Origin of the sequence: Arsenicicoccus sp. oral taxon 190, assembly GCF_001189535.1 — a bacterium.
Lineage (GTDB): Bacteria > Actinomycetota > Actinomycetes > Actinomycetales > Dermatophilaceae > Arsenicicoccus.
In genome coordinates this window covers 1,113,471-1,139,519 of record NZ_CP012070.1, presented here as the reverse complement: position 1 = coordinate 1,139,519, position 26,049 = coordinate 1,113,471, and the positions used below count along the sequence as shown (strand labels likewise).

Below are 26,049 nucleotides of genomic sequence, written 5' to 3'. Positions count from 1 at the left end.
GCGTGCCGCTGGGCGCACCCGCAGGATCAGAGCGCGCCCGCAGGGTCAGGGGGCGGGGGTCGGCGGCCCGGCCGTCGCCGCCGTGGCGGTCGGCGCCGGCGGCTGAGGGGTGGTGGGGGCGGGCGGGGCGACCGTGGCGCGCGGGCTGGGCGGCTGCTGGCTCGGCGCCGGGGCGCTGGGCGCGGGTGCCGACGCGGTCGGTGCGGGTGCAGGGACGGCAGGAGCCGAGGACGTGGGGGTCGTCGTGCCCTGCCCGCCGATGCCGCCCGTGCCGGCGTTCGGGTCGGACGCCTGGGCGGTGCTGGTGGAGCGCGGGCTCCGGCCGAAGTTCTGCCGGTTGTCGTCGTTGAGGCCGACGCGGTCGGGGAAGGACTGCTCGGGCTGGCCCGCCATCACCGTGCGCATGAACTGCGTCCAGATCGGCACGCAGTACTTGTAGCCGCCGACGTTGCGACCGAGCGGCTCGTTGCTCGCGCCGTCGGGGGCGGGCTTGTAGATGGCGCACCCGGCGGTGAGCTGCGGCACCGACCCGATGAACCACACCTCCTTGTGGTCCTCGGCGGTGCCGGTCTTGCCCATGGCCGGGCGGTTGAGCCGCTGCGCGTAGGTCGCGGTGCCCTCCTGGATCGGGTAGGTCAGCGCGTCGATCGCGTCGACGGCGACGTCCCGCGGGATGGCCTGGGTGCTGGCGTTGCCGGCCGTGTAGTCGATCGCCCCGTCGGCGCTCTCGGCGGTCTTGATCATGTGCGGCGTCGCACGCTTGCCCTCGGCCGTGATGGTCGCGTAGCCGTTGGTGTTGTCCAGCACGCTCGGCGTCGCCGTGCCGAGGGTGTTGACCGGGACGTCCTCGATGTTGACCTGCTTGCTGTCCGGGATGCCCGCCTGCACCGCCGCCTTGTGGGTGGCCGCGGGGCCGATCTTGACGTTCATGCGCACGAAGGCGGTGTTGACCGAGTCCGCGAGCGCCTGCCGTATGTCGATGAAGCCGTACTGCTGGTTGTACTCGTTCTCGACCTCCGTGGTGCTGCCGGGGAGCTGGAAGGGCGAGGAGCCGCTCACCTTGGACTTGGTCGAGTAGCCGTTCTCGAGCGCCGCGACGGTCGTGTAGGCCTTGAAGGTCGACCCCGCGGACAGGTGGGCGTCGACGGCGTTGTTGTAGGGCCGCTTGGCGAAGTCCTCGCCGCCGTAGAGCGCCTGGATCTCGCCGGTGCCGGGCTTGATGGCCGCCATACCGGTCTGGGCGCCCGGGATGTCGTCGCTGGCGCCGCGGTCGTTGATCGCCTCGATCATGGCGTCCTGGTACTTCTTGTCGATCGTGGTGACGATCCGCAGGCCACCCTTCTTGATCTGGTCGTCGTCGAGCTTGACCTGGCTGGTCAGCTCCTTGCGCACCATGTCGACCAGGTATCCGTTGGTGCCGCCGGTGACCTCGAGCGGCTTGGCCTTGACGACGGTGGGGTAGACCGCCTTGGAGCGCTCGGCGGGCGACAGCCAGCCCTGCTCGACCATCCCGTCGAGGATCCAGGACACGCGCTCCTTGCTGCGGGCGAGGTTGGTGGCGGAGCGGGCCGGGTCGTAGATCGACGGCCCCCGGATCACGGACGCCAGCAGCGCCCCCTCGGCCGGGGTGAGCTGCTGGACGTCCTTGTTGAAGTAGGCCTTGGAGGCGGTCTGGATGCCGCTCGCGCCGCGGCCGAAGTAGATGGTGTTGAGGTAGTCCTCGAGGATCTGGTCCTTGCTGCGCTGCTGGTCCAGCTTGACCGAGATGATGATCTCCTTGACCTTGCGCTGGACCGTCTGGTCGCTGGTCAGGAAGGTGTTCTTGACGTACTGCTGGGTGATCGTGGAGCCACCCTGGGTGGCACCGCCCTCCAGCGCCACCTTCACGGCCCGCCCGATGCCGGTGAGGCTGACCCCCTTGTTGCTGTAGAAGCTGCGGTCCTCGGCGGCGAGGAAGGCCTTCTGCACGTGGGGGGGCACGTCGGACAGCGAGACGTTCTCGCGGTTGGTGCCCCCGGAGAGCCGGCCCATCTCGGTCTGGCCGTCGGCGAAGTAGACCGTCGAGATCTGGGCCTGGGTGGCCCGGTTGGGCTCCGGGATGTCGATCGTGGAGTACAGGTAGGCGACGACCCCCACGCCGACGAGGGCGAGCACGGCGAGCGTCAGCGCGAGCCAGCCCAGCACGCGGGCCCACAGGGGGCGCCGTCGCTTGGTGGGGGCGTCGGTGGCAGGGCGCGCCGGGGCCGAGGCAGGACTCACACGATCTCCTTCGCACGGGGGCGGCTGGGCGCCCCAGGTCAGGCCAGTATGCCGACCCTCCCTGGTCACTGTGTGGATACGCCGCCGGGCACCCCGTGACCGGCGTACATGACAATCTCGCTCCGACATGACAAAGTCGGCCTTTGTCATCTCATCTCTCACCGAGGAGCACCCATGCCTGCTGTGCGCGTCGCCGTCGTCGGCGTCGGCAACTGCGCGACGTCCCTGATCCAGGGCGTCCACTACTACAAGGACGCGAAGCCGGAGGAGACCGTCCCCGGGCTGATGCACGTGACCTTCGGCGACTACCACGTGGGTGACGTGGAGTTCGTCGCGGCGTTCGACGTCGACGACAAGAAGGTGGGCAAGGACCTGTCCGAGGCCATCAACGCCTCCGAGAACAACACGATCACGATCTGCGAGGTCCCCACGCTCGGCGTCGAGGTGCAGCGCGGCCACACCCTCGACGGGCTCGGCAAGTACTACCGCCAGACCATCGACGAGTCCTCGGCCGAGCCGGTCGACGTGGTCCAGGTCCTCAAGGACACCCAGGCGGACGTGCTGGTCTCCTACCTGCCCGTGGGCTCGGAGGAGGCCGACAAGTTCTACGCGCAGTGCGCGATCGACGCGAAGGTCGCCTTCGTCAACGCCCTGCCGGTCTTCATCGCCAGCGACCCCGAGTGGGCCGCAAAGTTCACCGAGGCCGGGGTCCCGATCATCGGCGACGACATCAAGTCGCAGGTCGGCGCCACGATCACCCACCGCGTGATGGCCAAGCTCTTCGAGGACCGCGGCGTAACGCTGGACCGCACCTACCAGCTCAACGTCGGCGGCAACATGGACTTCAAGAACATGCTCGAGCGCGAGCGCCTGGAGTCCAAGAAGGTCTCCAAGACCCAGGCCGTCACGTCCAACCTGCACGGCTCGCTGGCCGGCAAGAAGGAGGACCGCAACGTCCACATCGGGCCGTCCGACTACGTGGCGTGGCTGGACGACCGCAAGTGGGCCTACGTGCGGCTGGAGGGGCGGGCGTTCGGCGACGTGCCGCTCAACCTGGAGTACAAGCTCGAGGTGTGGGACTCCCCCAACTCGGCCGGCATCATCATCGACGCGATCCGGGCGGCCAAGATCGCCAAGGACCGCGGCATCGGCGGCCCGCTGCTGTCCCCCGCGGCCTACCTGATGAAGTCCCCGCCGGAGCAGCGCCCCGACGACGAGGGTCGCGCGCGGCTGGAGGCCTTCATCGTGGGCGCAGAGCCCCGCTGACCCTCCCCATCCCCCGACACCCCGACCCCCGACACCCCGACCCCCGACCCCCCGACCCCCCGGACCCCCCCGACAACGTGGACTCCTCTGGTCGTGTGAGGACCAGAACAGTCCACGTTGTCAGGTCGGGGGGTGCGGGAGGTGGGCCGGGGGTCTACGGTCGAGTCATGCAGCTGGCCGAGGAACTCCTGCTCCTGCTCACCGACGACGAGACGGGCCGGATGGCGGTGCCGGAGCGGACGCTGGACCTGGCCGTCGCCGGGGGCGCGCTGAGCGAGCTCGGCGCCGTGGAGCGGGTCCGGGTGGTCCAGGAGCACGAGCACGTGCTGGGGTCGCTGGGGCAGCCGGTGCAGTCCGGGCGCCTGGTCATCGACGACGAGGTCTCGCACACGCCCGATCCCGTCCTGGACGGCGCGCTCGAGGTGTTCCGGGGGATGCAGGGGCGCAAGCTCACCAACGTGCTGCCCATCATGGGGCGGGCGCTCTACCCGACGCTGCACCGCGATCTTGCCGAGCAGGGGGTGCTGCGCCGGGAGGCGCCGCAGCGGCAGTCGATGATCCCGCGCACGTCGTGGGTCGCCGTCGACTCGTCCCACGAGGACGCCATACGGCGTCACCTGGGCGACGTGCTGCTGCGCGACGCCGAGCCCGACGACCGGGCGCGCCACCTGATCGGTCTGCTGCACGCGATCGGGGCGGTGCTGGTCGCCATGCCGGAGCTGGAGGTCGACCGTGAGCGGGCGCTGCAGACGGCCCTCGAGGTGCGCTCGCTGACGGACGTGCACGGCCCGTGCGGGCGGGTGCTCGCGGCGGTCGACGAGCTGATGGCCCGCTGACCAGGCCCGGGAGGACCGGCATGCGAGCCGCTCCCCGCCGGTTCCCCCGGCGGTCCCCCCGGCCGCTTCCCCGGCGGTTCCCCCGGCCGAGACTTCCCCGGGCGGGGCGCCCCGGTCGGACCGGGGCAGGAGTCTAGGATCGACGGGGAATCAGCCTCACGCGTCAAGGAGTCTCGTGAAGATCACCGTCGTCGGTCTGGGCAAGATCGGCCTCCCCCTCGCCGTCCAGTTCGCCAGGTCCGGTCACACGGTGGTGGGCGCCGACGTGTCGCAACGCGTCGTCGACCTCGTGACGGAGGGGACCGAGCCGTTCCCCGGCGAGGCGCACCTGCAGGATTACCTCTCGGAGGTCGTGTCGGCGGGCTGGCTGAGCGCCACGACGGACACCGCGGCCGCGGTGAGCGACTCCGACGCGGTGGTGGTCGTCGTGCCGCTCTTCGTCGACGAGGAGGCCCGCCCCGACTTCGGGTGGATGGACTCGGCCACCGACGACATCGCGCGGGGGCTGCGCCGCGAGCGCAACACCCTGGTGGTCTACGAGACCACGCTGCCGGTCGGCACCACCCGCACCCGGTGGAAGCCGCGGCTCGAGCAGGGGTCCGGGCTCGTCGAGGGCGAGGACTTCCACCTGGTCTTCTCCCCCGAGCGGGTCCTCACCGGCCGGGTCTTCGCGGACCTGCGCAAGTACCCCAAGCTGCTGGGCGGCCTGTCCGAGGCGGGGGCGCAGCGCGCCGTCGAGTTCTACGAGCAGGTGCTGCAGTTCGACGAGCGCCCGGACCTCGAGCGCCCCAACGGCGTCTGGGACCTGGGCTCCGCCGAGGCCGCCGAGATGGCCAAGCTGGCCGAGACGACCTACCGGGACGTCAACATCGGGCTGGCCAACCAGTTCGGGAGGTTCGCGGCGGCGCACGGGATCGACGTCTACCAGGTGATCGACGCCTCCAACAGCCAGCCCTACAGCCACATCCACCGGCCGGGCATCGCCGTCGGCGGCCACTGCATCCCGGTCTACCCGCGGCTCTACCTGTGGAACGACCCCGACGCCACCGTCGTGCGGGCCGCCCGGGAGGCCAACGCGGCCATGCCGTCCTACACCGTCGGGCTCGCCGCCGGTGCCGCGGGCGGCTCGCTGGCCGGCAAGCGGGTGGCCGTGCTCGGCGCCTCCTACCGGGGCGGCGTCAAGGAGACGGCCTTCTCCGGGGTCTTCGCCACCGTCGACGCACTGCGTCAGCAGGGCGCCGAGGTCCTCGTGGAGGACCCGATGTACTCCGACGACGAGCTGCGCGGCTTCGGCTGGGAGCCCTACCACGTGGGCGACCCCGCCGACGTCGTCATCGTGCAGGCGGACCACAAGGGCTACGCCGCCCTGACCGCGCAGGACTTCCCCGGCGTCGAGGTCGTCGTCGACGGCCGCCGCGCCCTGGACCGCTCCGGCTTCGAGGGCGTCCGCTACCTGACCGTGGGGACCGCCGAGACGGTCGGCGAGCTCCCGCAGACCAAGGAGATCCGATGACCCGCGAGGGCGTACGCATCGTCGACTCGGCCGACGTGGCCGACTCCGCCCAGATCGGGCCCGGCTCGAGCATCTGGCACCTCGCCCAGGTGCGCGAGGACGCCGTGCTGGGTGAGAGCTGCATCGTCGGGCGGGGGGCGTATGTCGGCACCGGCGTCCGGATGGGCAACAGCTGCAAGCTGCAGAACTACGCGCTCGTCTACGAGCCCGCGGTGCTCGAGGACGGCGTCTTCGTCGGCCCGGCCGTGGTCTTCACCAACGACCACTACCCGCGGTCGATCTCGCCGGACGGGACCCTCAAGCGCGGCGACGACTGGGAGGCCGTGGGGGTGACCTGCCGCCAGGGCGCGTCCATCGGCGCGCGCAGCGTCTGCGTCGCCCCGGTGACCATCGGGCGCTGGGCCCTGGTCGCCGCGGGGTCGGTCGTCGTCAAGGACGTCCCGGACTTCGCCCTCGTCGCCGGGGTCCCCGCCAAGCGGCTGCGCTGGGTCGGCAAGGCCGGCGTGCCGCTCGAGCCGAGCGGCGACCACGAGTTCACCTGCCCCCAGACGGGCGAGAGGTATGTCCAGGACGGTGAGACCCTCACCGAGGCCCCGATCGAGACGGAGTAATCACGCATGGCTGACTTCATTCCCCCCGCCAAGCCGCTCATCGGAGAGGAGGAGATCGAGGCGGTCACCCGCGTCATGCGCTCCGGCATGATCGCGCAGGGCCCCGAGGTCGCGGCCTTCGAGAAGGAGTTCTCCGAGCACTTCGGCCTCGGGCGCGCGTCCGTGGCCGTCAACTCCGGCACCTCCGGCCAGCACATCGGCCTGCTCTCCAGCGGCGTCAAGGCCGGCGACGAGGTCATCGTCCCGTCCTTCACCTTCGCCGCCACCTGCAACTCCGTCGCGCTGACCGGCGCGACCCCGGTCTTCGCCGACATCGACGCGGACGACTTCTGCCTCTCGCCGGCCGCGGTCGAGGCCACCATCACCGAGCGCACCGTCGGCATCATGCCGGTGCACCTCTACGGCCACCCCGCCAAGATGGACCAGCTCGTCGCCCTGGCCGACAAGCACGGCCTGCAGATCTTCGAGGACGCCGCGCAGGCCCACGGCGCCTCGCTGCACGGCAAGCCGGTCGGCACCTTTGGCTCCTTCGGGATGTTCTCGCTCTACCCCACCAAGAACATGACCTCGGGCGAGGGCGGCATGATCACCGTCGCCGACCCGGAGATCGAGCGGCGCGCCCGGCTCTACCGCAACCAGGGCATGCTGCAGCAGTACCACAACGAGGTCGTCGGGCTGAACAACCGTATGACGGACATCCACGCCGCCATCGGGCGCGTGCAGCTGACCAAGGTGGACGCCTGGACCAGGCAGCGTCAGGCCAACGCGGCCTTCCTCTCGGCCAACCTCGAGGGCGTCACCCCGCCGCCGGTCGCCGACGGCGCCGTGCACGTCTACCACCAGTACACCGTCCGCGTGCCCGAGGACCGCGACGGTCTGGCGAAGGCCCTCAAGGAGCAGTACGACATCGGCTCCGGCATGTTCTACCCCGTGCCCAACCACCAGCTGAAGCCCTTCGCCGACCGCACCGACGACGCCGCGCTGCCCGAGACCATGCAGGCCGCCCGCGAGTGCCTCTCGCTGCCGGTGCACCCCTCGGTGGACCAGGCCGGGCTCGAGCGGATCGTGGCGGCCGTCAACGCCCTCGCCAAGGCGGGTGCGTGATGACGACGCTGCGCGCCGGCCTCATCGGCCTCGGCATGATGGGTCGCCACCACGCCCGCGTGCTCGGCTCCCTGGAGGGCGTGGAGCTCGTCGCCGTCGCCGACCCGGGCGGTGACGTCCACGGCGTCGCGGGCGGACGCCCCGTGCTGGGCACCATCGAGGAGCTGCTCGACCAGCGGCTCGACTACTGCATGGTGGCGGCGCCGACCGGCCTGCACGAGGAGATCGGCCTCCAGCTCGCCGAGGCCGGCGTGCACTGCATGGTCGAGAAGCCGCTCGCCCACGACACCGCCTCCGCCGAGCGGCTGGCGGCGGCATACACGGAGAAGGGCCTGGTCGGGGCCGTCGGCCACATCGAGCGCTACAACCCGGCGCTGCAGCAGGCACGGGCCCGCATCGAGGCCGGTGACCTGGGCGACATCTACCAGGTCGCGACGCGCCGGCAGGGTCCGTTCCCGGGGCGCATCGCAGACGTCGGGGTGGTCAAGGACCTCGGCACCCACGACATCGACCTGACGGCGTGGGTCACCCAGCAGGAGTACGTCTCGATGTCGGCGCGCACGACCACGCGCTCCGGGCGCCCGCACGAGGACATGGTCTCCGCGGTGGGGCTGCTGTCGAAGGGCACCATCACCTCCCACCTGGTCAACTGGCTGTCGCCGCTCAAGGAGCGCACGACGGTCATCACCGGGGAGAAGGGCGCCTTCGTCGCGGACACCCTCCACGCCGACCTGACCTTCTTCGCCAACGGCAACGTGGAGACGACCTGGGACGACGTGTCGCGGTTCCGCGGGGTCTCTGAGGGCGACGTGGTGCGCTACGCCTTCCCCAAGCCGGAGCCGCTGCGGGTCGAGCACGAGGCCTTCCGCGACGCCGTGCTCGGCAAGGAGTCGGACATCGTCACGATGGAGCAGGGCCTCGCGACGGTTCGCGTCGCCGAGGCGATGATCGAGTCGGCCAGGACGGGCCAGGTCATCACCCTCTGACGGTCGCTGGTGCCCGGTGGGGGCGGTCCCGGTCGGGGCCGCCCCCACCGGCGTCTGCGCCCCCGCCGGCCGCGGATGACAGGATGAGGCCATGACGAGCACCGCCCCGCGACGCCGGCTCCGCATCCTCGCCGTCACGACGTGGTACCCCACGCCGGCAGCCCCCGTCGCCGGGGTCTTCGTCCGCAAGGACGTGCACGCCCTCGCCGAGGACCACGACGTCTTGCTCGTGCACCTCGCCCCGCCCGCCGCCTTCGCGTCCGCCCCGGCCCGGGAGCAGGACGGCCCGGTGGCCGTGCGCCGCCTCGAGTGGGACCCGCGCCGCCCCCTCACGGTCGTGGCCGCGCTGCGGGCGCTGCGACGCGCGGAGCGTGGGGCCGACCTGGTGCACACCATGGCCTTCTCCAGCCTGCTGCCGTATGCCGCCCGCCGTCCCGCCGTCCCGTGGGTCCACACCGAGCACTGGTCCGGCCTCACCGCCCCCGAGAGCCTCGTGGCCCCGCTGCGCCGCGTCATGCCGGGGCTGCGGCACCTGCTGGCGCTGCCCGACGTCGTGGTGCCCGTCTGCGAGTTCCTCGCCCGCCCGATCCGCGCGGTGCGCAGCGGCCGGACCGAGGTCATCCCCTGCATCGTCGACCAGCCGGCGAGCGTGCCGGCCCGCCGGGACACCCCGGGCTGGGACCTCGTCTCGGTGGGTGGCCTCGTGGCCGGCAAGGACCCCGCGACGGCCGTCCGGGCGCTCGCCGAGCTGCGGGCGCGCGGCCACGACGCCACGCTGACCTGGGTCGGCGGCGGCCCGCTCCGCGACCAGGTGGAGCAGCTGGCCGACGAGCTCGGGGTCGCCGCGGCCCTCACGCTCACCGGACCCGTCACCCCCGCGGAGGTGGCCACCCACCTCGACGCCGCGGACCTCTTCCTGCTCCCGACGCGCTTCGACAACTTCTGCGTCTCCGGCGCCGAGGCGCTCGCCCACGGCCGGCCCGTCGTGATCGGCGCCCACGGCGGCCAGGCGGAGTACGTCACCCCCGAGGTGGGCACGCTCGTCGCCGAGCAGACCCCCGGCGCGTATGCCGACGCCGTCGAGGCCACGCGGTCCCGCCTCCGGCACGCCTCGGCCGACGAGATCGCCGCCGACGTGCGGACGAGGTTCACGACCGCGGCGGTGCGTCGCGCCTGCGCGGCGACCTACGACTCGCTGCTGGGCTCCCCGGCCGCCGGGCGCTACCGCAGCGCGGCGAGCGTCGACGTGGTGATCGCCATACACACCCCTGACCGGGAGATCGAGCGCGCCGTCGCGTCCGTGCTGGCCGACGACACCCCCGACACCCGCGCGCTCGTCGTGGTGCACAACACCGACGTGGCGCCCATCGAGGGAAGGCTGCGGGAGGCCGGCCTGGTGCCGTCCGACCGGGTGGTCCTGGTGGAGCACCACGACGGGATCCGCAGCCCCGCAGGGCCGTTCACGGCCGGTCTGGCGGCGAGCGACGCCGCCCACGTCGCCGTGATGGGGTCCGACGACTTCCTGCGGCCGGGGGCGCTCGCGGCGTGGCTGGGGCACGCGACCGCGGGGGCCGAGGCCGTGATCGCCCGGGTCGAGCACCAGGCGGGTGGGCTGGTCCGCACGCCGCCCACCCGGCTCGGCCGGCGGCACCGGCGTCTGGACCTGGTGCGGGACCGCCTGGCCTACCGCACCGCCCCCCTCGGTCTGCTCAGCGCTGCCATGCTGGAGCGGGTCGGCGCCACCTTCCTCGCGGGCGTGGCGACCGCGGAGGACCTCGACTTCGGGCTGCGGGTCTGGCACGGGGCCCAGGGCATCGTCTACGCCGGGGACGACCCCGCCTACGTCGTCGGCGCCGACGCACCGACCCGGGTGACGATGACGGTGCGGCCGGTCGCGGACGACCTCGCGGCGGCGCTGGCGCTGGTCGCGGACCCGTGGTTCCAGGGGTTGCCGGTCGCCAGGCGCCGGGCCGTCGTGGTCAAGGTGCTGCGGATCCACGTCTTCGGTGCCGTGGTCAACCGGGTCGCCACGACGTGGACGGCTGCCGAGCGGGACTCGCTCGCGGCGTGCGCCCGCACGATCGTCGCCGGCGCCCCCACGGCCACCTCGGCATTCTCCCGCGCCGAGCAGGCGCTCTGGGACGCGATCGTGGACCCGTCCGTGCCGGACGACCAGCTGGTCGCGCGCTCCCAGGCCCGGCTGCGCCACGGGCGCCCCGACACCGTGCTCACGGCCGACCCGCTGCGGGTGCTGGACCGTCAGGCGCCGGCGCGGCTCATGGTGTCCAGCGCGCTCATGTCCTGACGACGGTCCTGACGACGCTCCCGTGGACGGTCCTGACGACGGCGGCCGACCAGGTCCCAGGCGAGCACGGCCACGACGGCCAGCACCGGCTCGATGCCGAGCAGGAAGACGTCGCCGGGGATGACCCGGTGCAGCCGGGCCGGGTAGAGCTGGTCGAGGTAGACCAGCCCCGAGCAGGCGAAGAGCAGGACGGGCATCCACCAGCGGGACCGCCCGAGCGCCAGCGCCGCGACGAGCACCAGGATCTCGCCGGGATACATGTACCGCTCGCGCATGTGCGGCAGGAAGGTCGGCACCGCGAGCGTGCTGAAGGCGGCCAGCACGACGACCCGCTGCGGCGTCCAGGGGCGCCGCACCACCAGCGAGAGCAGGCACACCCCACCGACCACGACCAGCGCGACGAGCAGCGCCCGGTGCTCCCACTGCGTCATGGCGACCGGCGTCGGGGGCCGGGGGACGAGGTACCAGACGTTGGGCGCGTAGGACAGCGGGAGCCCCGACGAGGCCTGGCTCCGGTAGACGTCGAGCAGGGACGACAGCGGCCGACCGGCCAGCAGGCACGGCGCCCACGACGCCGCGATCACCAGCGGTGCCAGCACCGGCGTCCACCAGGACCGCCGCACCCGGACCAGCCACACCACGCCGAGCGCCGGCAGCAGGAAGACCGCCTGCAGCTTGACCGCGAGCGCCATACCGAAGAAGACCCAGGCCCAGGCGTCGCGCTCGCGGGTCAGCGCCAACACCGACAGCACCAGGAAGCTGGTGTAGATGGCGTCGCACTGCCCCCAGGCCGCCGAGTTGAGGACGACGCCCGGCGCGAGGAGCATGCCGGCGGCGGCCAGGGCCGCCCACCGGCGCCCCACGAAACGGCTCGCCAGGAGGAAGACCGACCCGGCCAGCAGCACGTCGCCCGCGAGCGAGATCAGCTTGATGCCGAGCAGCGGACCGACGGGCGCGAGGGTGCCCAGGTAGAGCAGGTAGAGGTAGGGCGGCGCATAGTCGGCGAAGACCACCCCGAGACCCGCGAAGCCCTCACGGTCCAGGTGCCCCCACCACCGCGACAGGTAGTGCACGTAGTCCGGCGACTCGTGCGGGAAGAAGCGCAGCCGTATGACGAGCGCCAGGGCCAGCAGCGCCACCACGGCCAGGGCCGGCAGCAGCCGGGCGAGGGGACGGCTCGTGGCGGACGACAACCCCCGCGTGCTCGGCATGTGGCTCAGGGTAGCGGCCCCCCGGCTGTCGCACCGGGACGGGACCCGCGTCCCCCCGCCCTAGACTGGCTCGGTGCGTCACCTACCCGGCCTCCGCCAGCACCTGCGCCCCGGGCTTCCGCTGGGGGAGGACTCGGGCCAGGGCCTGGCCACCCAGAGCGTGCTCAGCGCCGTCGGCATGCTCGCGCAGGGGCTGGTCCGGTTCCTCTACACCGTCTTCATCAAGTGGGGTTTCGGGGCCGCGGGCATCGTCATCGTCGGGCAGGTCAACACCCACATCGCGGTCGCGATGTTCGCGAGCGTCCTGGTCCCGCTCGCCGCGTCCAACGCCGTCGCCAAGCAGCTGGCGCGGCTGAAGGGCTCCGGGCAGACCGAGCAGATGCGCGACGTGGTCGCCTACCTCGGCCGCGTGACCTGGACCGCCGCCGTGCTCATCGGCATCGGCTCGACCGCCTTCGTGCTGTGGCGCGAGGACGTCCCGGTCGTCGCCGCCGTGCTGACGGGCCTCCTGGCCATCGCCTTCTCCATCTACACCTTCACCCGCGGCACCCTGCTCGGCCTGGGCCTGCTGACCCGCGCCACCCTCTGGGACCTGCTGGCCTCGGTCATCGCGATCGTTGGCATCGCCGCCCTGGTGCTGGCGCGGGCCACCCCCTGGCTGCTCGTGCCGCTGGTGGTCTGCTACGCGACCTACGCCCTCGGCAGCTATGCCCCGCTGCGCGGCGGGTCGGTGCCGCTGGAGCTGCGGCAGGAGATCGGTGCCTTCATGCGGATCTCGCTGATCCAGACCGCGGCGACCACGGGCTTCCTGCAGGGCTCGCAGATCGCCGCCCGGCACTTTGGCACCGACGTCACCACCGGCCACTTCGCCCTGGCGCTGTCGCTGGCCACGCCGGCCTCGCTGGTCGCGCGGTCGCTGCAGGTGGTCCTCTTCCCCCGGATGGCTCACGCCCACGGGCGCGGCGACCACGCCGAGCTCGCCCGGCAGACCGACCAGGCCACCCGGTGGCTGGTGCTGCTGTGCGTCGTCGTCTACGGCACCCTCATCCTCGGCACCCCCACCCTGCTGCAGATCTACGGCCGCGACGCCTACGCCGCCGCCCCCACCCTGGTCATCCTGCTGCTCGCCTGCCTCGTGCAGAACATGGTGGTCGCGACCACGGACAACCTCATGTCCCGCGAGCACCGCTACAACCGCATCATCCGCAACGTCTCGGTGGCCGGCGCGGTCGTCGGCGCGCTGACCTGGGCGCTCATCGGCCCTCACCTCGGCGTGGAGGGCGTCGCCTACGGCTACCTCGTGGGCATCTGCGTGACCTCGCTGATCCCGACCGCGATCGTCTGGCGCCTCGACCGTCAGCGCTGGGTGGGGCTGGCCGTGCGGACCGGCCTGGCGCTGGCCGCGCTCGCGGCCGCCTCGGCCTGGATCGTCACCACCCGGGCGGGGGTGCTCGTCCAGGTGGCGGCGGTGCTGGTGCTGCTGCTCGGCTGGGGCGCCGCGTCGCAGCGTGACGTCCGGTCCATGCTCGCGATGCGTCGACGCTGACGGGCCCGCGGCCCTCGATAGGGTGACGCCATGCGTCGACCCGTCATCCGTCTCGCCACCCGCATCTTCGCCCCGGAGGTCGGCGCCGCCGCCTTCCGCGAGCGGGTGCTCGCCGACGCCCTCGCTGCGTGCGGGGCGCAGGTGGAGGTGCTCACCTCGATCCCGCCCGCCGGGCACGCGCCCTACGACGACGGCGAGCTACGGGTGCGCCGGTGGCCGGCGCTGCGCGACGCGGGGGGCAACATCCGCGGCTACGTGCAGTACCTCTCCTACGACCTGCCGCTGCTCGTGCGCATGCTCTCCCGACGCCCCGCCGACGCCTACGTCGTCGAGCCCCCGCCCACGACCGGTGCGGTCATGCGGCTCGTGGCCACGGTGCACCGCCGGCCCTACGTCTGGTACGCCGCCGACGTGTGGAGCGAGGCCGCCGGCGCCGCCGGGGCCCCCGCGGTGCTGGTCCGGGCGCTGCGCCTCGTGGAGTCCGCCGTCATCCGTGGCGCCCGCCTGGTGCTCGCGATCAGCGACGAGGTCGCCGCCAAGGTCCAGGACCTCGGCGCCCGGCCCGACCAGGTGCTGGTGGTGGGCAACGGCATCGACACCGGCATCTTCCGGCCCGACGGGGAGGCCGCGACGGCCCCGAGCCCCTACTTCGTCTACACCGGCACCATGAGCGAGTGGCAGGGCGCCGGGGTCTTCGTCGAGGCGCTGGCGCGGCACCGCGCGCGGGGCCACGACTCGCGGCTCGTCTTCCTGGGCCAGGGCAGCGAGCTGCCGAGGCTGCAGGCCCTGGCGGAGCAGGTCGCGCCGGGAGCCGTCGACTTCCTCGGGGTCGTCCCTCCCACCGAGTCCGCGCGCCACATCCGCGGCGCCGTGGCCGCGCTGGTGTCCATCAAGCCGGGCCTCGGCTACGACTTCGCCAAGCCCACCAAGATGTATGCCGCCACCGGCTGCGGCATCCCCGTGATCTTCGCCGGTCAGGGCGCCAGCGAGGAGCTGGTGCGCTCCGAGGCGCTCGGCTGGGTGTCTCCCCACGACCCGGACGCCGTCGCCGACGCACTGGACGCGGCGGTCACCGGGTCAGGTCGCCCGGACCCCGAGCACCTCGTGGCCTGGACCGAGGCCAACGCCTCGCTCGTGGCCAAGGCCCGCGTGGCCGCCGAGGCGATCCTCGACCGGATCTGAGGCCCGCGACCTGAGGTCAACCGCCGACCGAGGTCGCCCGCCGCCGCTCCCGCCTCGCGGCCCCGGGAGGCGTCAGCCCCGCTCGCGCCAGCGCTGCAGCTCCTGCACGACCCGGGTGGCGGCGTGGCCGTCGCCATACGGCGTGGCCTCGGTGGGCGCGGGCTGGGGGCGGTCGACGTCCCGGGCGAGCGTGGCCGGGTCCGTGACCAGGACGTTCCAGCCGAGCTCCACCGTCTCGACCCACTCGGTCTCGGTGCGCACCGTGGTGCAGGGCACCCGCAGCAGGAAGGCCTCCTTCTGCAGGCCGCCCGAGTCGGTGATGACGCCCGCCGAGCCCATCACGGCGCGCACGAGCTGCGGGTAGGGCAGCGGGTCCGCGGCGACGACCGATCCGGCGGACAGGTCCAGGCCGAACTCCGCGGCCTTGGCCCGCAGCCGGGGGTGGGCGAGCAGCAGCGTCGGGACGTCCAGCGACGCCAGGTTGTCCAGGATCGTCCGCAGCTGCTGCTCGTCGTCGGTGTTGTCGGCGCGGTGCAGGGTCGCCACGCGGTAGGGCTGCGTGGTGTCCACGGGCAGCGAGGGCTCGAGGTCGGCGACCCGGTCGCGGACCTGGTGGAGCACGTCGGTCATGACGTCCCCCACGAGCACCGCACGGTCGGTGATGCCCTCGGCCGCGAGGTGGGCCATCGCCACCTCGGTCGGGGCGAGGCACAGGTCCGCCGCGTGGTCGGTCAGGACCCGGTTGTGCTCCTCGGGCATGCGGCGGTTGAAGGACCGCAGCCCGGCCTCGAGGTGGGCGAGCGGCACGTGCATCTTCACCGCGGACAGGGTCCCCGCCAGCGTGGAGTTGGTGTCGCCGTAGACGAGCACGCCGTCCGGGCGGTGCCGCTCCAGGACCTCGTCCATCCCGGCCAGCATCGCGCCGGTCTGCCGGCCGTGGGTGCCCGAGCCGACGGTGAGGTTCTCGTCGGGGGCCGGGATGCCGAGCTCCTCGAAGAACGAGTCGCTCATCGCGTGGTCGTAGTGCTGCCCGGTGTGGACGATGACGTGCTCGACGCCCGCCTCGGCCATGGCGTGCGCGATGGGCGCCAGCTTGACGAACTGGGGACGGGCTCCGACGACGCTGAGGATCTTCACGCCGCCACGATATCGACCGTGCCGGACCACGCCGGCCACCGCGCCGGTGCGCCCCGCGGGCCGAGCCTCAGCCCTGGGAATCCGGCTGCTCGGCCCACCACTGCTTCAGCCGCAGGGCCGCCTCCTCGCGCCCGATCACGCCCTCGTCGAGCCGGACCGCGAGCAGGTGCTTGTAGGCGCGGCCCAGCACCGGCCCGGGCGCGATCCCCAGGACCTCGGCGATCTCGTTGCCGTTGAGCTCGGGGCGCACCGCGGCGAGCTCCTCCTCGGTCTGCAGCCGCTCGATGCGGGCCTCCAGGTCGTCGTAGGTCCGCTGCAGCCGCCGCGCCTTGCGGACGTTGCGGGTCGTGCAGTCCGCCCGGGTGAGCAGGTGCAGGCGGGACAGCAACGGCCCGGCGTCGGTGACATAGCGACGCACCGCGGAGTCCGTCCACTCGCCCTCGCCATACCCGTGGAACCGCAGGTGCAGCTCGATCAGGCGGGACACCGCCTTGGTGGTCTCCTTGTCGAAGCGCAGCGCCTTGAGCCGCTTGGTCGCCATCCGGGCCCCCACCAGCTCGTGGTGGTGGAAGCTCACCCCGCCGTCCGGCTCGAACCGCCGGGTCGCGGGCTTGCCGATGTCGTGGAGCAGCGCGGCCAGCCTCAGCACCAGGTCAGGCCGTATGACGCCGCCGCCGTCACCCGGGGCCGGCGTCTCGAGCGCGATCGCCTGCTCCAGCACGGTCAGCGAGTGCTCGTAGACGTCCTTGTGCCGGTTGTGCTCGTCGACGGTGGCCAGCATCGCGGGCAGCTCGGGCAGCACGATCTCGGCGAGGCCGGTCTCGACCAGGACGGTCAGCCCGGAGCGGGGGTCGTCGGAGAGCAGCAGCTTGACCAGCTCGTCGCGCACCCGTTCGGCGGAGATCATCCGCAGCGACTCGGCGCGCTCGGTCATCGCCTGGCGCACGGCGGGGTCCAGCGTCAGGCCCAGCTGCGCCACGAACCGCGCGGCCCGCATCATCCGCAGCGGGTCGTCGCCGAAGGACTCGGCCGGGGTGCCGGGGGTCCGCAGCACCCCGCGCGCCAGGTCGCCGAGCCCGTCGTGGGGGTCGACGAAGGTCAGGTCGGGCAGCCGCAGCGCCATCGCGTTGACGGTGAAGTCGCGGCGCACGAGGTCGTCCTCGAGGGTGTCGCCATACGTGACGGCCGGCTTGCGGCTCGTCCGGTCGTAGGCGTCCTTGCGGTAGGTCGTGACCTCCACCTGCCAGTCGCCCTTGCGGGCCCCGATGGTGCCGAACGCGCGACCCACGTCCCACAGCGCGTCCCCCCAGCCGCGCAGCAGCCGCTCGGTCTGCTCGGGGCGGGCGTCGGTGGTGAGGTCGAGGTCGGTGGAGGTCCGCCCCAGCACGGCGTCCCGGACGGGTCCCCCGACGAGCGCGAGCTCGTGCCCCGCGGCGCCGAAGACCGCGCCGAGCTCGCTCAGCAGGCCCGTGACGGGGGCGAGGCGGCGGGCGGCAGCGGCGAGCAGCTCGTCGGTCGGGGCAGGGGTGGGTCCAGGCACAGCACACCACCTTAGAAGAGTTCGCGCGGGACGCCGGACTCGTGCGGCCGCCCGACGTGGCAGACCCTGCGGCCCAGGCTCTCTCGTTACAGTGCTGGGGTGAGCACTCCCTACCCCTCGAGCCCCCCGGCGCGCTACCCGCGCCGGCTGCCGGCGGTGGAGGAGGTCTCGGCCGGCGGGGTCATCGTGCGGGTGCAGCGGGGGCTGGCGGAGCTCGCGATCATCGCCCGCCGCAACCGGGCGGGCCGCATCGAGTGGTGCCTGCCCAAGGGGCACATCGAGGGCGCGGAGACCCTCGAGGAGACCGCGGTGCGGGAGGTCGCGGAGGAGACCGGCATCCACGGGCGGGTCATCGCCCCGCTGGGGTCCATCGACTACTGGTTCACGACCGCGTCGTCGCGGGTGCACAAGGTGGTGCACCACTACCTGCTCGAGGCGCTCGGGGGGCACCTGACCATCGACAACGACCCCGACAACGAGGCGATCGACGTGGCGTGGGTGCGTCTGGGGGACAACACCACCGAGCTGACCTTCCCCAACGAGAGGCGGATCGCCGCGGCGGCCTGGCAGCGCCTCGCAGGTGACCGGTGAGCGGTCGGCTCGTGCGGCTCGGCGCCGCGGTGGCCGCGGCCCTTTCGCTGGCCTCCGCCGGTGCAGGCCGTATGCCGCCTGCCCACGGCGCCCCTCACCGCCCGCTCGCGCCCCCGGCGGTGGCTCCGGGGATGGCACTGGGGGTGGCCCCCGGGGCGGCTCCGGCCACGACGGTCACGACGGCCACGACCGCTCCGGTGCAGGTCCGCCTCGACGAGCTCAGCCCGACGGTGGTCCGCCCCGGTCAGGACCTGCGGGTCCAGGTCACCGTCTCCGCAACCGCGGGGTCTGGGACCGGCCCGCTGACCGCGAGGGTGCTCACCGGGGCCTCGGCCGTCACCGGTCGCGAAGAGCTCGCGTCCTGGCTGCACGACAGCTCGCCCCGCCCGCTCGCCGGGCGGGTGGCCACGACCCAGCAGCTGCCCGCCGGCCTGCCCGGAGGGGGCTCGACCACCCTGTCGCTGACCGTGCCGCGGTCCCAGCTGTCCCGGGGCGCGCCCTTCGGGGCCTACCCGCTGGCCGTCGAGGTCCGCAGCGCCGAGGGGCAGGCCGGGATCGCCCGGACGGTGGTGCCCTGGGTCGGCCGGGCCGAGGAGTTCGAGCCGCTGCGGCTGGCCTGGGTGGCGCCGCTGACGCTGCCCGCCGACCCCGAGCTGACGGCCGGCACCGACCAGCAGGTCGGGGCGGCGTGGACCCGGGCGGTGGGCCCGGGCGGGCCGTTGCAGCACCGGCTTGACGCCGCCTCGGGCACCCCGGTCACGTGGCTGGTCGACCCGGCGGTGGTGGCGCCCCCGACCCGGGCGGGCGGGCTGGTCACCGCCTCGTCGCCCGAGCCGGCGCCCTCCCTGAGCACACCGGCCACACCGAGCACTCCGACGTCCCCGACCAACCCCACCACCCCAGCCCTGCCGACACCCGGCGCCACGTCATCCCGGACGGGTGCCTCCAGCCCCGCCACCTCGGCCGGCTCCGCCGCGACGGCTCCGGCAGCGCCGGCGACCCCGGGCACGGCAGCGCCCTCGACTCCCTCGCCCGCACCGCCCGCCGCCTCCACCCCCGCGGCCCTGGCCGGGGCCGCCCGCGACGCCCAGCAGCTGGCCGCGCGGCTCAAGGCCCTCGGCGACGACCAGCCGTTGTGGGGCCTGCCCACCCATGACCCCGACACCGCGGCGCTGCTGGACAGCGGGCTCGACGACCGGCTCCGCGAGGTGCTCTACCCGAGCGGTGCCAGCCCGCTGGACGCACCGCTCGGGCGGTCCCTGCCGAGCTCGGTGGCATGGCCCGCGGACGGGCGGTGGGACACCGACCGCTCGACGCAGTGGCCGCTCCTCACGGGTCACGGCGCACCGACGGCGGCCCTGGTCTCCTCGGCCACGGTCGCGTCGTGGCGCGGCACCACCCCCGGCGCAGCGCAGCGCAGCGCCGGCGGCCTGCCGCTGCTCGCCTACGACGAACGCCTGAGCGCCGTCACCGCCGGCACCCGCACCGCCTCGGACGCCCAGCTGGTGCAGGAGTTCCTCGGCCAGTCGCTGACCCTGCTCGGCGAGCTGCCCGGCACCCGGCGCACCGCTCTGGTCACGATCCCCCGGGACACCGCGATGTCCGGTCCCGCGCTGCGGCGGCTCTGGACCGCGAGCGGCACCGCGCCGTGGCTGCGGCAGGTGGCCACCAGCAGCATCCTGGGCCAGAGCCCGGACGCGTCCGGACCGGCCACCGGCTCGCCCCACGTCGGCGTCTCCCCCCTCGACGCCGAACGCATCTCCGCCCTGGAGCAGGACGCCGCCACGGCGTCGGGCCTCGCCCAGGTGCTGCCACCCGAGCAGGTGTCCGCCGGGTCGTGGACCACCGGGGTGCGCGACCTCGCGTCGGCCCGCTGGCGGGGTCAGCCCGGGTCGTGGGAGACCCTGCGGCACGCCGTCACCGGTTCGCTGTCCGGCACGGCCCAGGGGATCCAGGTCCGGCCCAGCACCATCAACTTCCTCGCCGACACCGGCACCATCCAGATCACGGTCACCAACGCCCTTCCGTATGCCGTCCACGGGGTCCGCCTCGAGCTCGTCCCCGGCAGCCCCAAGCTGCGGGTCGACCGGTCGCCGGGCCCGATCTCGGTCGCGGCGGGCAGCCGCACCACGACGCAGGTGCAGGTCACGGCGCTGGGCGCGGGCACGGTGCCCCTCGAGGCCCGCCTGACCACCCCGGACGGCACGGTCCTCGGCGTCCCGACCACCGTCGACATGAACGTCCGCCCGACCAGCGTGTGGGTCTTCGTGCTCATCGCCGGTATCGTCGGCGCGATCCTGGTGCTCGGGCTCGCCCGCTCGCTGCGCCGCAGCCCGACCCGAGCCCAGCGCGAGCTGGGCGACACCCACGCGGTCGCCGACGCCGTCCTCGGCCCCCATCGCTCTCCCAAGGACCTGAGATGAGCAGCACCCGCCACGACACGCGCGACCCGCAGGACTCACGGAAGTCACCGGACCCGAGCGGCCCCGACCAGCCCGAGGGCGCGCTGCTCGACCCCGAGGAGACCAGCGGCGCGGTGCCGGACCCCGACGCCGCCACCGCCGCCGGGCAGCGCGAGGAGGAGCGGCAGGCGCGGCATACGGACTCCGCCGGTGCCGGCAGCGGGGGCGTGGTCCGGGAGCAGAGCGTGGGTCGCGCGAGCGCGCTGATGGCGGCCGGCTCGCTCGTGTCACGCCCCCTGGGTCTGGTGCGTCAGCTGATGCTCGTCGCCTGCCTGGGCGTGACCGGGGCGGCCGCCGACGCGTTCAACACGGCCAACCAGCTGCCCAACACCATCTACATGCTGCTCTCCGGCGGGTTGCTCACCGCCGTGCTGATCCCGCAGATCACCAAGGCCATGAAGCGGCCGGACGGTGGGCAGGACGTCGTGGACCGGCTGCTGACGATCTGCATCGGCGCGATCCTGCTGGTCGCGGCGCTCGCCACCGCCCTGGCCTATCCGCTGGTGGTGCTCTACCAGGTGGGTCCCGCAGCGCGGGGCCTGGCCACGGCCTTCGCCATCATCTGCCTCCCGCAGATCTTCTTCTACGGCCTGTATGCCGTCCTCGGCCAGGTCCTCAACGCCCGCGGGCGCTACGCGTCCTTCATGTGGACCCCGGTGCTGGCCAACCTTGTGCAGATCGTCGGCATGGGGATCTTCCTCTGGTCCTGGGGGACCCGGCCGCAGGTCTGGACCCCGCCGATGATCTGGCTGCTCGCCGGGACCAGCACGGCCGGCATCGCCCTGCAGGCCCTGGCGCTGGTCCCCGACCTCCGCGCGAGCGGCTTCCGGTGGCGCCCCCGCTGGGGCTTCCGCGGCTACGGCTTCCGGTCGGCCTCGACCATGGCCGGGTGGGCGTTCGCCGCCCTCGCCGTCGCCCAGCTGGGTGGCTACACCTGCGTGGCCGTCATGAACCGCGTGGCCGGCTGGGCCCACGACTCCGGGCAGGACGTCGCGGGTGTCACGGTCTACCAGCTGGCCTTCCTGATCTTCATGCTGCCCCACGGGGTGATCACGGTCTCGATCCTCACAGCCCTGTATCCCCGCATGTCCCGGGCCGTGCACGACGCGGACACCGCCGGCCTGCGGCGTCTCGTGACCCGGGGTCTCACGATGCCGTCGGTCGCGCTGGTGCCCGTCACGGCCGTGGCCCTCCCCCTCGCGGTGCCGGGGATGTCGCTGGTCCCCGGCGTCCACGGCCATGCGCTCGGCGAGACCGCGCTGGTCTTCGCCATCATGGTGCTCGGGCTGATCCCGTTCGGGTGGACGACCCTGCAGCAGCGGTTCCTCTTCGCCCTGGAGGACGGTCGCACCAACCTCTACCTGCAGGCGTTGCTGACGGCGGTCCAGGTCGCCGCCGCCCTGCTGGCGCTCGCCGGTCCCCGGGAGCACGTCGTGGCGCTCATCGCCGTCGGTCAGACCGTGGGCAACCTGGTGGCCGCCCTGGCCTTCGTGGTCATCGCCGGACGTCGCGTCGGTGGGTTGCCGCTGCAGCACATCGTCCGGCTGCACGTCCGCCTGACGCTGGTGTCGGCCCTGTCCGCCCTGGCCACCTGGGGGGTGGTGGAGCTCGGGTCCCGGTTGGCCGGGTCCGGCACGGTGTCCTCCCTCCTGCAGCTGGCCGTCGGGGGGCTGGTCTTCGCCCTGCTCTTCTTCGCGCTGTCGCGCGTCTTCCACCTGCGGGAGGTCGACGAGCTGTTGTCGCCCCTCACCACGCGGCTGCGTCGCCGGACCTCAGCAGGCACGACGCCCTAGGATGCGATGAGCGCCACCGTGCGCGAGCCGACGTCCCGGGCCGCGCACCACGACGAGAGGGAGTGACGTATGCCGGCTGTGGGACCGGGCACGTCCATCGGAGGCCGCTACCACCTCCGGCAGCGGCTCGACCACACCGAGCGCGCGGAGCGCTGGGAGGCCGACGACACCACCTTCGGCCGGCGGGTGTGGGTGACCGTGCTCCCCGCCGACGACCCGGTGGCCCCCGCCGCCCTGGACGCCGCGCGCCGTGCGTCCTCCCTCACCGACCCGCGGCTGCTGCCCATCCTGGACGCCGGTGACGACGACGGCCTGGTCCACGTGGTGGAGGAGGCCCCCGAGGGCGCCGCGACCCTGACCGACCTGCTCGGCGACGGCGGGCTGCCCGCACCCGAGGCCCGCCGCATCGTCCGCGACGTCGCCGAGGTGCTCGAGCGAGCCCGCACGCGGGGGCTGCACCACCTCGACCTCACCCCGGACGACGTGCTGCGGCAGCGCGACGGCGCGGTCAAGCTGCGCGGCCTCGCCGTGCAGGCCGCGCTGCGCGGCCGCGACGACGTCAGCGACGCCGACGCCTCCCGCACCGACGCCGCGGCGCTCACCGCCCTGCTGTACGCCGCGCTCACGGCCACCTGGCCGGGGACGGGAGAGGTCCGGCTGCGTCCCACCCCCGTGGTCGCGGGCGCCCCCGTTGCTCCGTCCGAGCTGGTGGCGGCCGTCCCGGACGACCTCGAGCACCTCGTGGTGTCCGGCCTGGGCGCCCGGCGTCCCGACCGGCCCGAGTCCCCGGCGGCGGTCGCGAGCCTGCTCAGGGCCGGCGACGAGCCGGCCGACCCGCGCCCCGGGCAGAGCTCGACCGGCACCCACGGCGCGTCCGGCTCCCTCGGGAGCCCCGCCCCCTCGGACCCCTCGGACTCACGCGACGCCCCGACCCACCCGGCGCCTGCGGTGTCCACCGCGGCACCGGCGCCCTTCGCCCTCGCCGACGACCTGCGCACCGACGTGGACCACCCGCCGAGCAAGGCCGAGGCGGCGGCCCTCGCCGCGGCCGGGGCCACGGCCGCGGGGGCCAGGGCGGTCGTCGGCGGCGTCGGCTCCGTCGCCAGGTCGGCCGCTCGCCGGGCCGCCGCGCGGCGCGCAGAGCGCCACGAGCGTCAGCTCGACCGGCAGCAGGACAAGATGGCCGGTCGCGTCCCCTTCTCCACCCTCGCGACCGAGGCCGACCACCGGGCCGAGCCCGTGGCCCCGGTCTTCGTCAACGACGTGCCGACCGGCACCCCCTCGCGCCGCCAGTCCAACTTCGTCCTCGCCGTGATGGCCGCCCTCGTGGTGCTCGGGCTGGTCCTGGGCGTGATGGGCATCTCCGCCATGGTCGGCAACATCCGGCGCCAGCTGGACGCACCGCCCGTCGCCCGCACCTACACGGCCAGCGCCCCCGCCGTCACGGTCACCGTCGGGCCCGACGGCAAGGTCGTGGGTCGCCAGACCGCCGCCGCGCCGCCCCCGGCCGGCACGCCGCTGCCCATCGTCGGCGTCTCCGCCTACGACCCCGAGGGCGAGGACCACGCGGAGAACAACGACATGGTCAACAACGTCCGTGACGGCAACCCGGGGACCTACTGGCGCAGCCAGCGATACAAGACCGACCGGTTCGGCAACCTGAAGTCGGGCGTGGGCCTCGCCGTCTTCCTCGGCGACACCCAGAGCGACCTGCACCAGATCAAGCTGGTGCTGCCCGACAGCGGCGGCCAGGACATCGAGGTCTACGGCAGCGACACGGCCACCAAGGACGGCGCCACCCAGCTCGGGAGCGTCAAGGGGGCCAAGGGGGAGATCGCCATACCGGTGCAGCCCGGCGCCGGCCGGCACCCCTATGTCATCGTGTGGTTCACCAACAGCCCGGAGATGTTCGGCGGCCACTACGCCGCGCTCTCCGAGATCGCCCTGTCCTGATCCCGGACCGCGCCGATGACCGGGACCCTGGACCTCGCGACGGCGGACGACCGTGCCCTCATGGCGGCCCACAACGACGGTGACCCGGACGCCTTCGGCGAGCTCTACCGACGCCACCGCGACCGCATGTGGGCCGTCGCGATGCGCACCTGCTCGGACCGCGAGCTCGCCTCGGACGCGGTGCAGGACGCCTTCATCGCCGCCTTCCGCCGCTCGGGCTCCTACCGCGGCGACGCGGCGGTCACGACCTGGCTGCACCGCATCGTCGTCAACGCCTGCCTGGACCGGCTGCGCCGGGCGCGCCCCACGTCCGAGCTGCCCGAGCACGACCTGAGCGACGGCCGGGATGCCCACGCCTCCCTGGAGGTGCAGCTCGACGTGCGCCAGGCGCTCGCCCAGCTGCCCGAGGGGCAGCGGCTGGCCCTGGTGCTCGTCGACATGCACGGCCTCAGCGTCGCGGAGGCGGCGCAGGTCCTCGACGTCGCCGAGGGGACCATCAAGTCGCGGTGCGCTCGCGGTCGCACCGCCATGGCCGAGATCCTCGGGCTCGGCGCCCGCCCGTCCCGACCGACGACCCGTCGGTCGGGAACCATCCCGTCCGACGGCGCGTCCTAGACATGGTGGAGATGCGCCCCGCCGCCGGCTCGTCCCGCCGCGTCGCACCTGCCGCGCCGAGCTCCTGCACGACCGCCGACCACCGGCCCGACCAGATCCCGAGGGAGGTGTCCCGCCCATGACATCGCCGCACCCGAGCACCTCACGCCCCGACGACGAGGATCCCACCGGGGTGCGTGACCTCCTCGCGTCGCTCCCCGACCCGGGCCCGATGCCCCCCGACCTGGTCGCCCGCATCAACGCCTCCCTCGAGGCCGAGGCCCACGGCCGTCGCATCACCCCCGCGCCGGGGCACGGCGCCCCCGGTGAGAGGCCGATCGCCACCGTGGTCCCCTTCGACGGGGCCACCCGGCGACGCCCGTCGGGGCGGCGCCTCTTCGGCGCGGTGCTGGGTGCCGCGGCCGCCGTGTCGGTCTTCGGCGTGGTCGCCTCCAACCTGGTCGACCACGGCCAGTCCAGCTCCTCCTCCGCGGCCGCCAACCTCAACGGCGACGCCAGCTCGGTCCGCTCGGCCCCGTCGACCAGCCCCTCCGCCCCTCTGTCGACCTCGCCGTCCACCACCTCACAGACCGACCCGGGGTCGGCCGGTGCCGCGACGGCTCCGCTCGCGCCCGAGGCCCCCGCGGTGCAGATCCGCCTCGCGCGCAGCCCGCTGCCGGGCGGGGCCGCTCTGGCGGCATACGGCCGGGGTTTGCTGCAGTCGCCCTGGACGCCCCCGACGCCCCACACCGTCGAGCAGCCGGGCGTGGGACCCATCGGCACCCCGACCGGGGTGCGCGAGTGCCTCGCGGCTGTCCACGGGGCCGCGAGCGGGCGCATCGCGGCCGAGATCGGCAGCTACCAGGGCCGACCCGCGGTACTCATCGCCGTCGAGCAGGGCAGCGACCGTCGTCAGGTAGGGGTCTACCTGGCATCGCTGCCGTGCGCACCCGCCGGCGCGCAGCTCCTCGAGCAGCCCGCGGTGTCGACCCGCTGAGTCGGGCCTCCCAGCGGCCCCAGCCCGGCACGCGCACCCGCGGCCGAGCTCGACGTTCCACGTGAAACCGGACGACCGCCCCGGCCCCGCACCCCACGGAATGAACACGCCGACGCCACGGTTACCGCCGGTGCGCGCCGGATGGGACAGTGGGACTCCCGGT

19 protein-coding genes are annotated in these 26,049 nt (G+C 73.7%); 15 read left to right on the top strand and 4 right to left on the bottom strand.

Annotated features, from left to right (window positions below; all coding sequences use genetic code 11):
• Positions 1-45 precede the first annotated feature (45 nt).
• Positions 46-2,259, bottom strand: coding sequence for a transglycosylase domain-containing protein (locus tag ADJ73_RS05360; RefSeq protein ID WP_050347397.1), 2,214 nt, complete (start codon positions 2,257-2,259; stop codon positions 46-48).
• Between the two features lie 174 nt (positions 2,260-2,433).
• On the opposite strand from ADJ73_RS05360, the gene ADJ73_RS05355 reads away from it, so the two are divergent.
• The 7 genes from ADJ73_RS05355 (at position 2,434) to ADJ73_RS05325 (ending at position 10,880) form a co-directional block, all read left to right on the top strand.
• The gene (locus ADJ73_RS05355; protein WP_050347396.1) at positions 2,434-3,525 is read left to right on the top strand and encodes an inositol-3-phosphate synthase; all 1,092 of its coding nucleotides are present in this window, start codon (positions 2,434-2,436) and stop codon (positions 3,523-3,525) included.
• A 167-nt stretch (positions 3,526-3,692) separates the two neighbouring features.
• Complete coding sequence (locus tag ADJ73_RS05350; RefSeq protein WP_050347395.1) at positions 3,693-4,361, top strand: GOLPH3/VPS74 family protein; 669 nt, start codon at positions 3,693-3,695, stop codon at positions 4,359-4,361.
• A 175-nt stretch (positions 4,362-4,536) separates the two neighbouring features.
• Positions 4,537-5,874, top strand: coding sequence for a nucleotide sugar dehydrogenase (locus tag ADJ73_RS05345; protein ID WP_050347394.1), 1,338 nt, complete (start codon positions 4,537-4,539; stop codon positions 5,872-5,874).
• A complete protein-coding gene (locus ADJ73_RS05340) occupies positions 5,871-6,485 on the top strand; it encodes an acyltransferase (RefSeq protein ID WP_050347393.1) in 615 nt (204 codons plus the stop codon). The genes ADJ73_RS05345 and ADJ73_RS05340 overlap by 4 nt, the downstream gene beginning before the upstream one ends.
• 6 nt (positions 6,486-6,491) lie before the next feature.
• Positions 6,492-7,589 carry a DegT/DnrJ/EryC1/StrS family aminotransferase gene (locus ADJ73_RS05335; protein ID WP_050347392.1) on the top strand — a complete coding sequence of 366 codons (1,098 nt, stop codon included), beginning with the start codon at positions 6,492-6,494 and terminating at the stop codon, positions 7,587-7,589.
• On the top strand, positions 7,589-8,575 hold the full coding sequence (locus tag ADJ73_RS05330; protein WP_050347391.1) for a Gfo/Idh/MocA family protein: 987 nt from the start codon (positions 7,589-7,591) through the stop codon (positions 8,573-8,575). Before ADJ73_RS05335 ends, ADJ73_RS05330 begins: the two co-directional genes overlap by 1 nt.
• 91 nt (positions 8,576-8,666) lie before the next feature.
• A complete protein-coding gene (locus tag ADJ73_RS05325) occupies positions 8,667-10,880 on the top strand; it encodes a glycosyltransferase (protein ID WP_050347390.1) in 2,214 nt (737 codons plus the stop codon).
• Here the strand turns inward: ADJ73_RS05325 and ADJ73_RS05320 are convergent.
• The gene (locus ADJ73_RS05320) at positions 10,835-12,091 is read right to left on the bottom strand and encodes a glycosyltransferase 87 family protein (RefSeq protein ID WP_156188130.1); all 1,257 of its coding nucleotides are present in this window, start codon (positions 12,089-12,091) and stop codon (positions 10,835-10,837) included. The two genes, ADJ73_RS05325 and ADJ73_RS05320, sit on opposite strands and share 46 nt — an antisense overlap.
• 73 nt (positions 12,092-12,164) lie before the next feature.
• Here ADJ73_RS05320 and ADJ73_RS05315 point away from each other — a divergent pair, with 73 nt between their 5' ends.
• Both ADJ73_RS05315 and ADJ73_RS05310 read left to right on the top strand, forming a co-directional pair.
• Positions 12,165-13,637 carry a lipopolysaccharide biosynthesis protein gene (locus tag ADJ73_RS05315; RefSeq protein ID WP_156188129.1) on the top strand — a complete coding sequence of 491 codons (1,473 nt, stop codon included), beginning with the start codon at positions 12,165-12,167 and terminating at the stop codon, positions 13,635-13,637.
• A 30-nt stretch (positions 13,638-13,667) separates the two neighbouring features.
• Positions 13,668-14,819, top strand: a complete 1,152-nt coding sequence (locus ADJ73_RS05310; protein WP_050347387.1) for a glycosyltransferase — start codon at positions 13,668-13,670, stop codon at positions 14,817-14,819.
• Positions 14,820-14,891: 72 nt separating this feature from the next.
• On the opposite strand, the gene wecB is transcribed toward ADJ73_RS05310, so the two are convergent.
• Positions 14,892-15,956, bottom strand: coding sequence for a non-hydrolyzing UDP-N-acetylglucosamine 2-epimerase (gene wecB / locus ADJ73_RS05305; protein WP_050347386.1), 1,065 nt, complete (start codon positions 15,954-15,956; stop codon positions 14,892-14,894).
• Between the two features lie 67 nt (positions 15,957-16,023).
• Positions 16,024-17,496, bottom strand: coding sequence for a CCA tRNA nucleotidyltransferase (locus tag ADJ73_RS05300; protein WP_050347385.1), 1,473 nt, complete (start codon positions 17,494-17,496; stop codon positions 16,024-16,026).
• 99 nt (positions 17,497-17,595) lie between these two features.
• Here ADJ73_RS05300 and ADJ73_RS05295 point away from each other — a divergent pair, with 99 nt between their 5' ends.
• The 6 genes from ADJ73_RS05295 to ADJ73_RS05270 all read left to right on the top strand — a co-directional run bounded on the left by ADJ73_RS05295 (position 17,596) and on the right by ADJ73_RS05270 (position 25,886).
• On the top strand, positions 17,596-18,087 hold the full coding sequence (locus ADJ73_RS05295; protein ID WP_253272672.1) for an NUDIX hydrolase: 492 nt from the start codon (positions 17,596-17,598) through the stop codon (positions 18,085-18,087).
• Positions 18,084-20,510: a DUF6049 family protein gene (locus tag ADJ73_RS16895; RefSeq protein WP_156188128.1), complete on the top strand. Its 2,427-nt coding sequence runs from the start codon at positions 18,084-18,086 to the stop codon at positions 20,508-20,510. Before ADJ73_RS05295 ends, ADJ73_RS16895 begins: the two co-directional genes overlap by 4 nt.
• Positions 20,507-22,342: a murein biosynthesis integral membrane protein MurJ gene (gene murJ / locus ADJ73_RS05285; RefSeq protein WP_050347382.1), complete on the top strand. Its 1,836-nt coding sequence runs from the start codon at positions 20,507-20,509 to the stop codon at positions 22,340-22,342. Before ADJ73_RS16895 ends, murJ begins: the two co-directional genes overlap by 4 nt.
• Positions 22,343-22,411: 69 nt before the next feature.
• A complete protein-coding gene (locus ADJ73_RS05280; protein WP_050347381.1) occupies positions 22,412-24,295 on the top strand; it encodes a hypothetical protein in 1,884 nt (627 codons plus the stop codon).
• Positions 24,296-24,310: 15 nt separating this feature from the next.
• Positions 24,311-24,910 (top strand): RNA polymerase sigma factor SigM, encoded by a 600-nt coding sequence (gene sigM / locus ADJ73_RS05275; protein ID WP_050347380.1) that lies wholly within the window; start codon positions 24,311-24,313, stop codon positions 24,908-24,910.
• A gap of 118 nt (positions 24,911-25,028) precedes the next feature.
• Complete coding sequence (locus ADJ73_RS05270; RefSeq protein WP_050347379.1) at positions 25,029-25,886, top strand: hypothetical protein; 858 nt, start codon at positions 25,029-25,031, stop codon at positions 25,884-25,886.
• Positions 25,887-26,049: the final 163 nt, after the last annotated feature.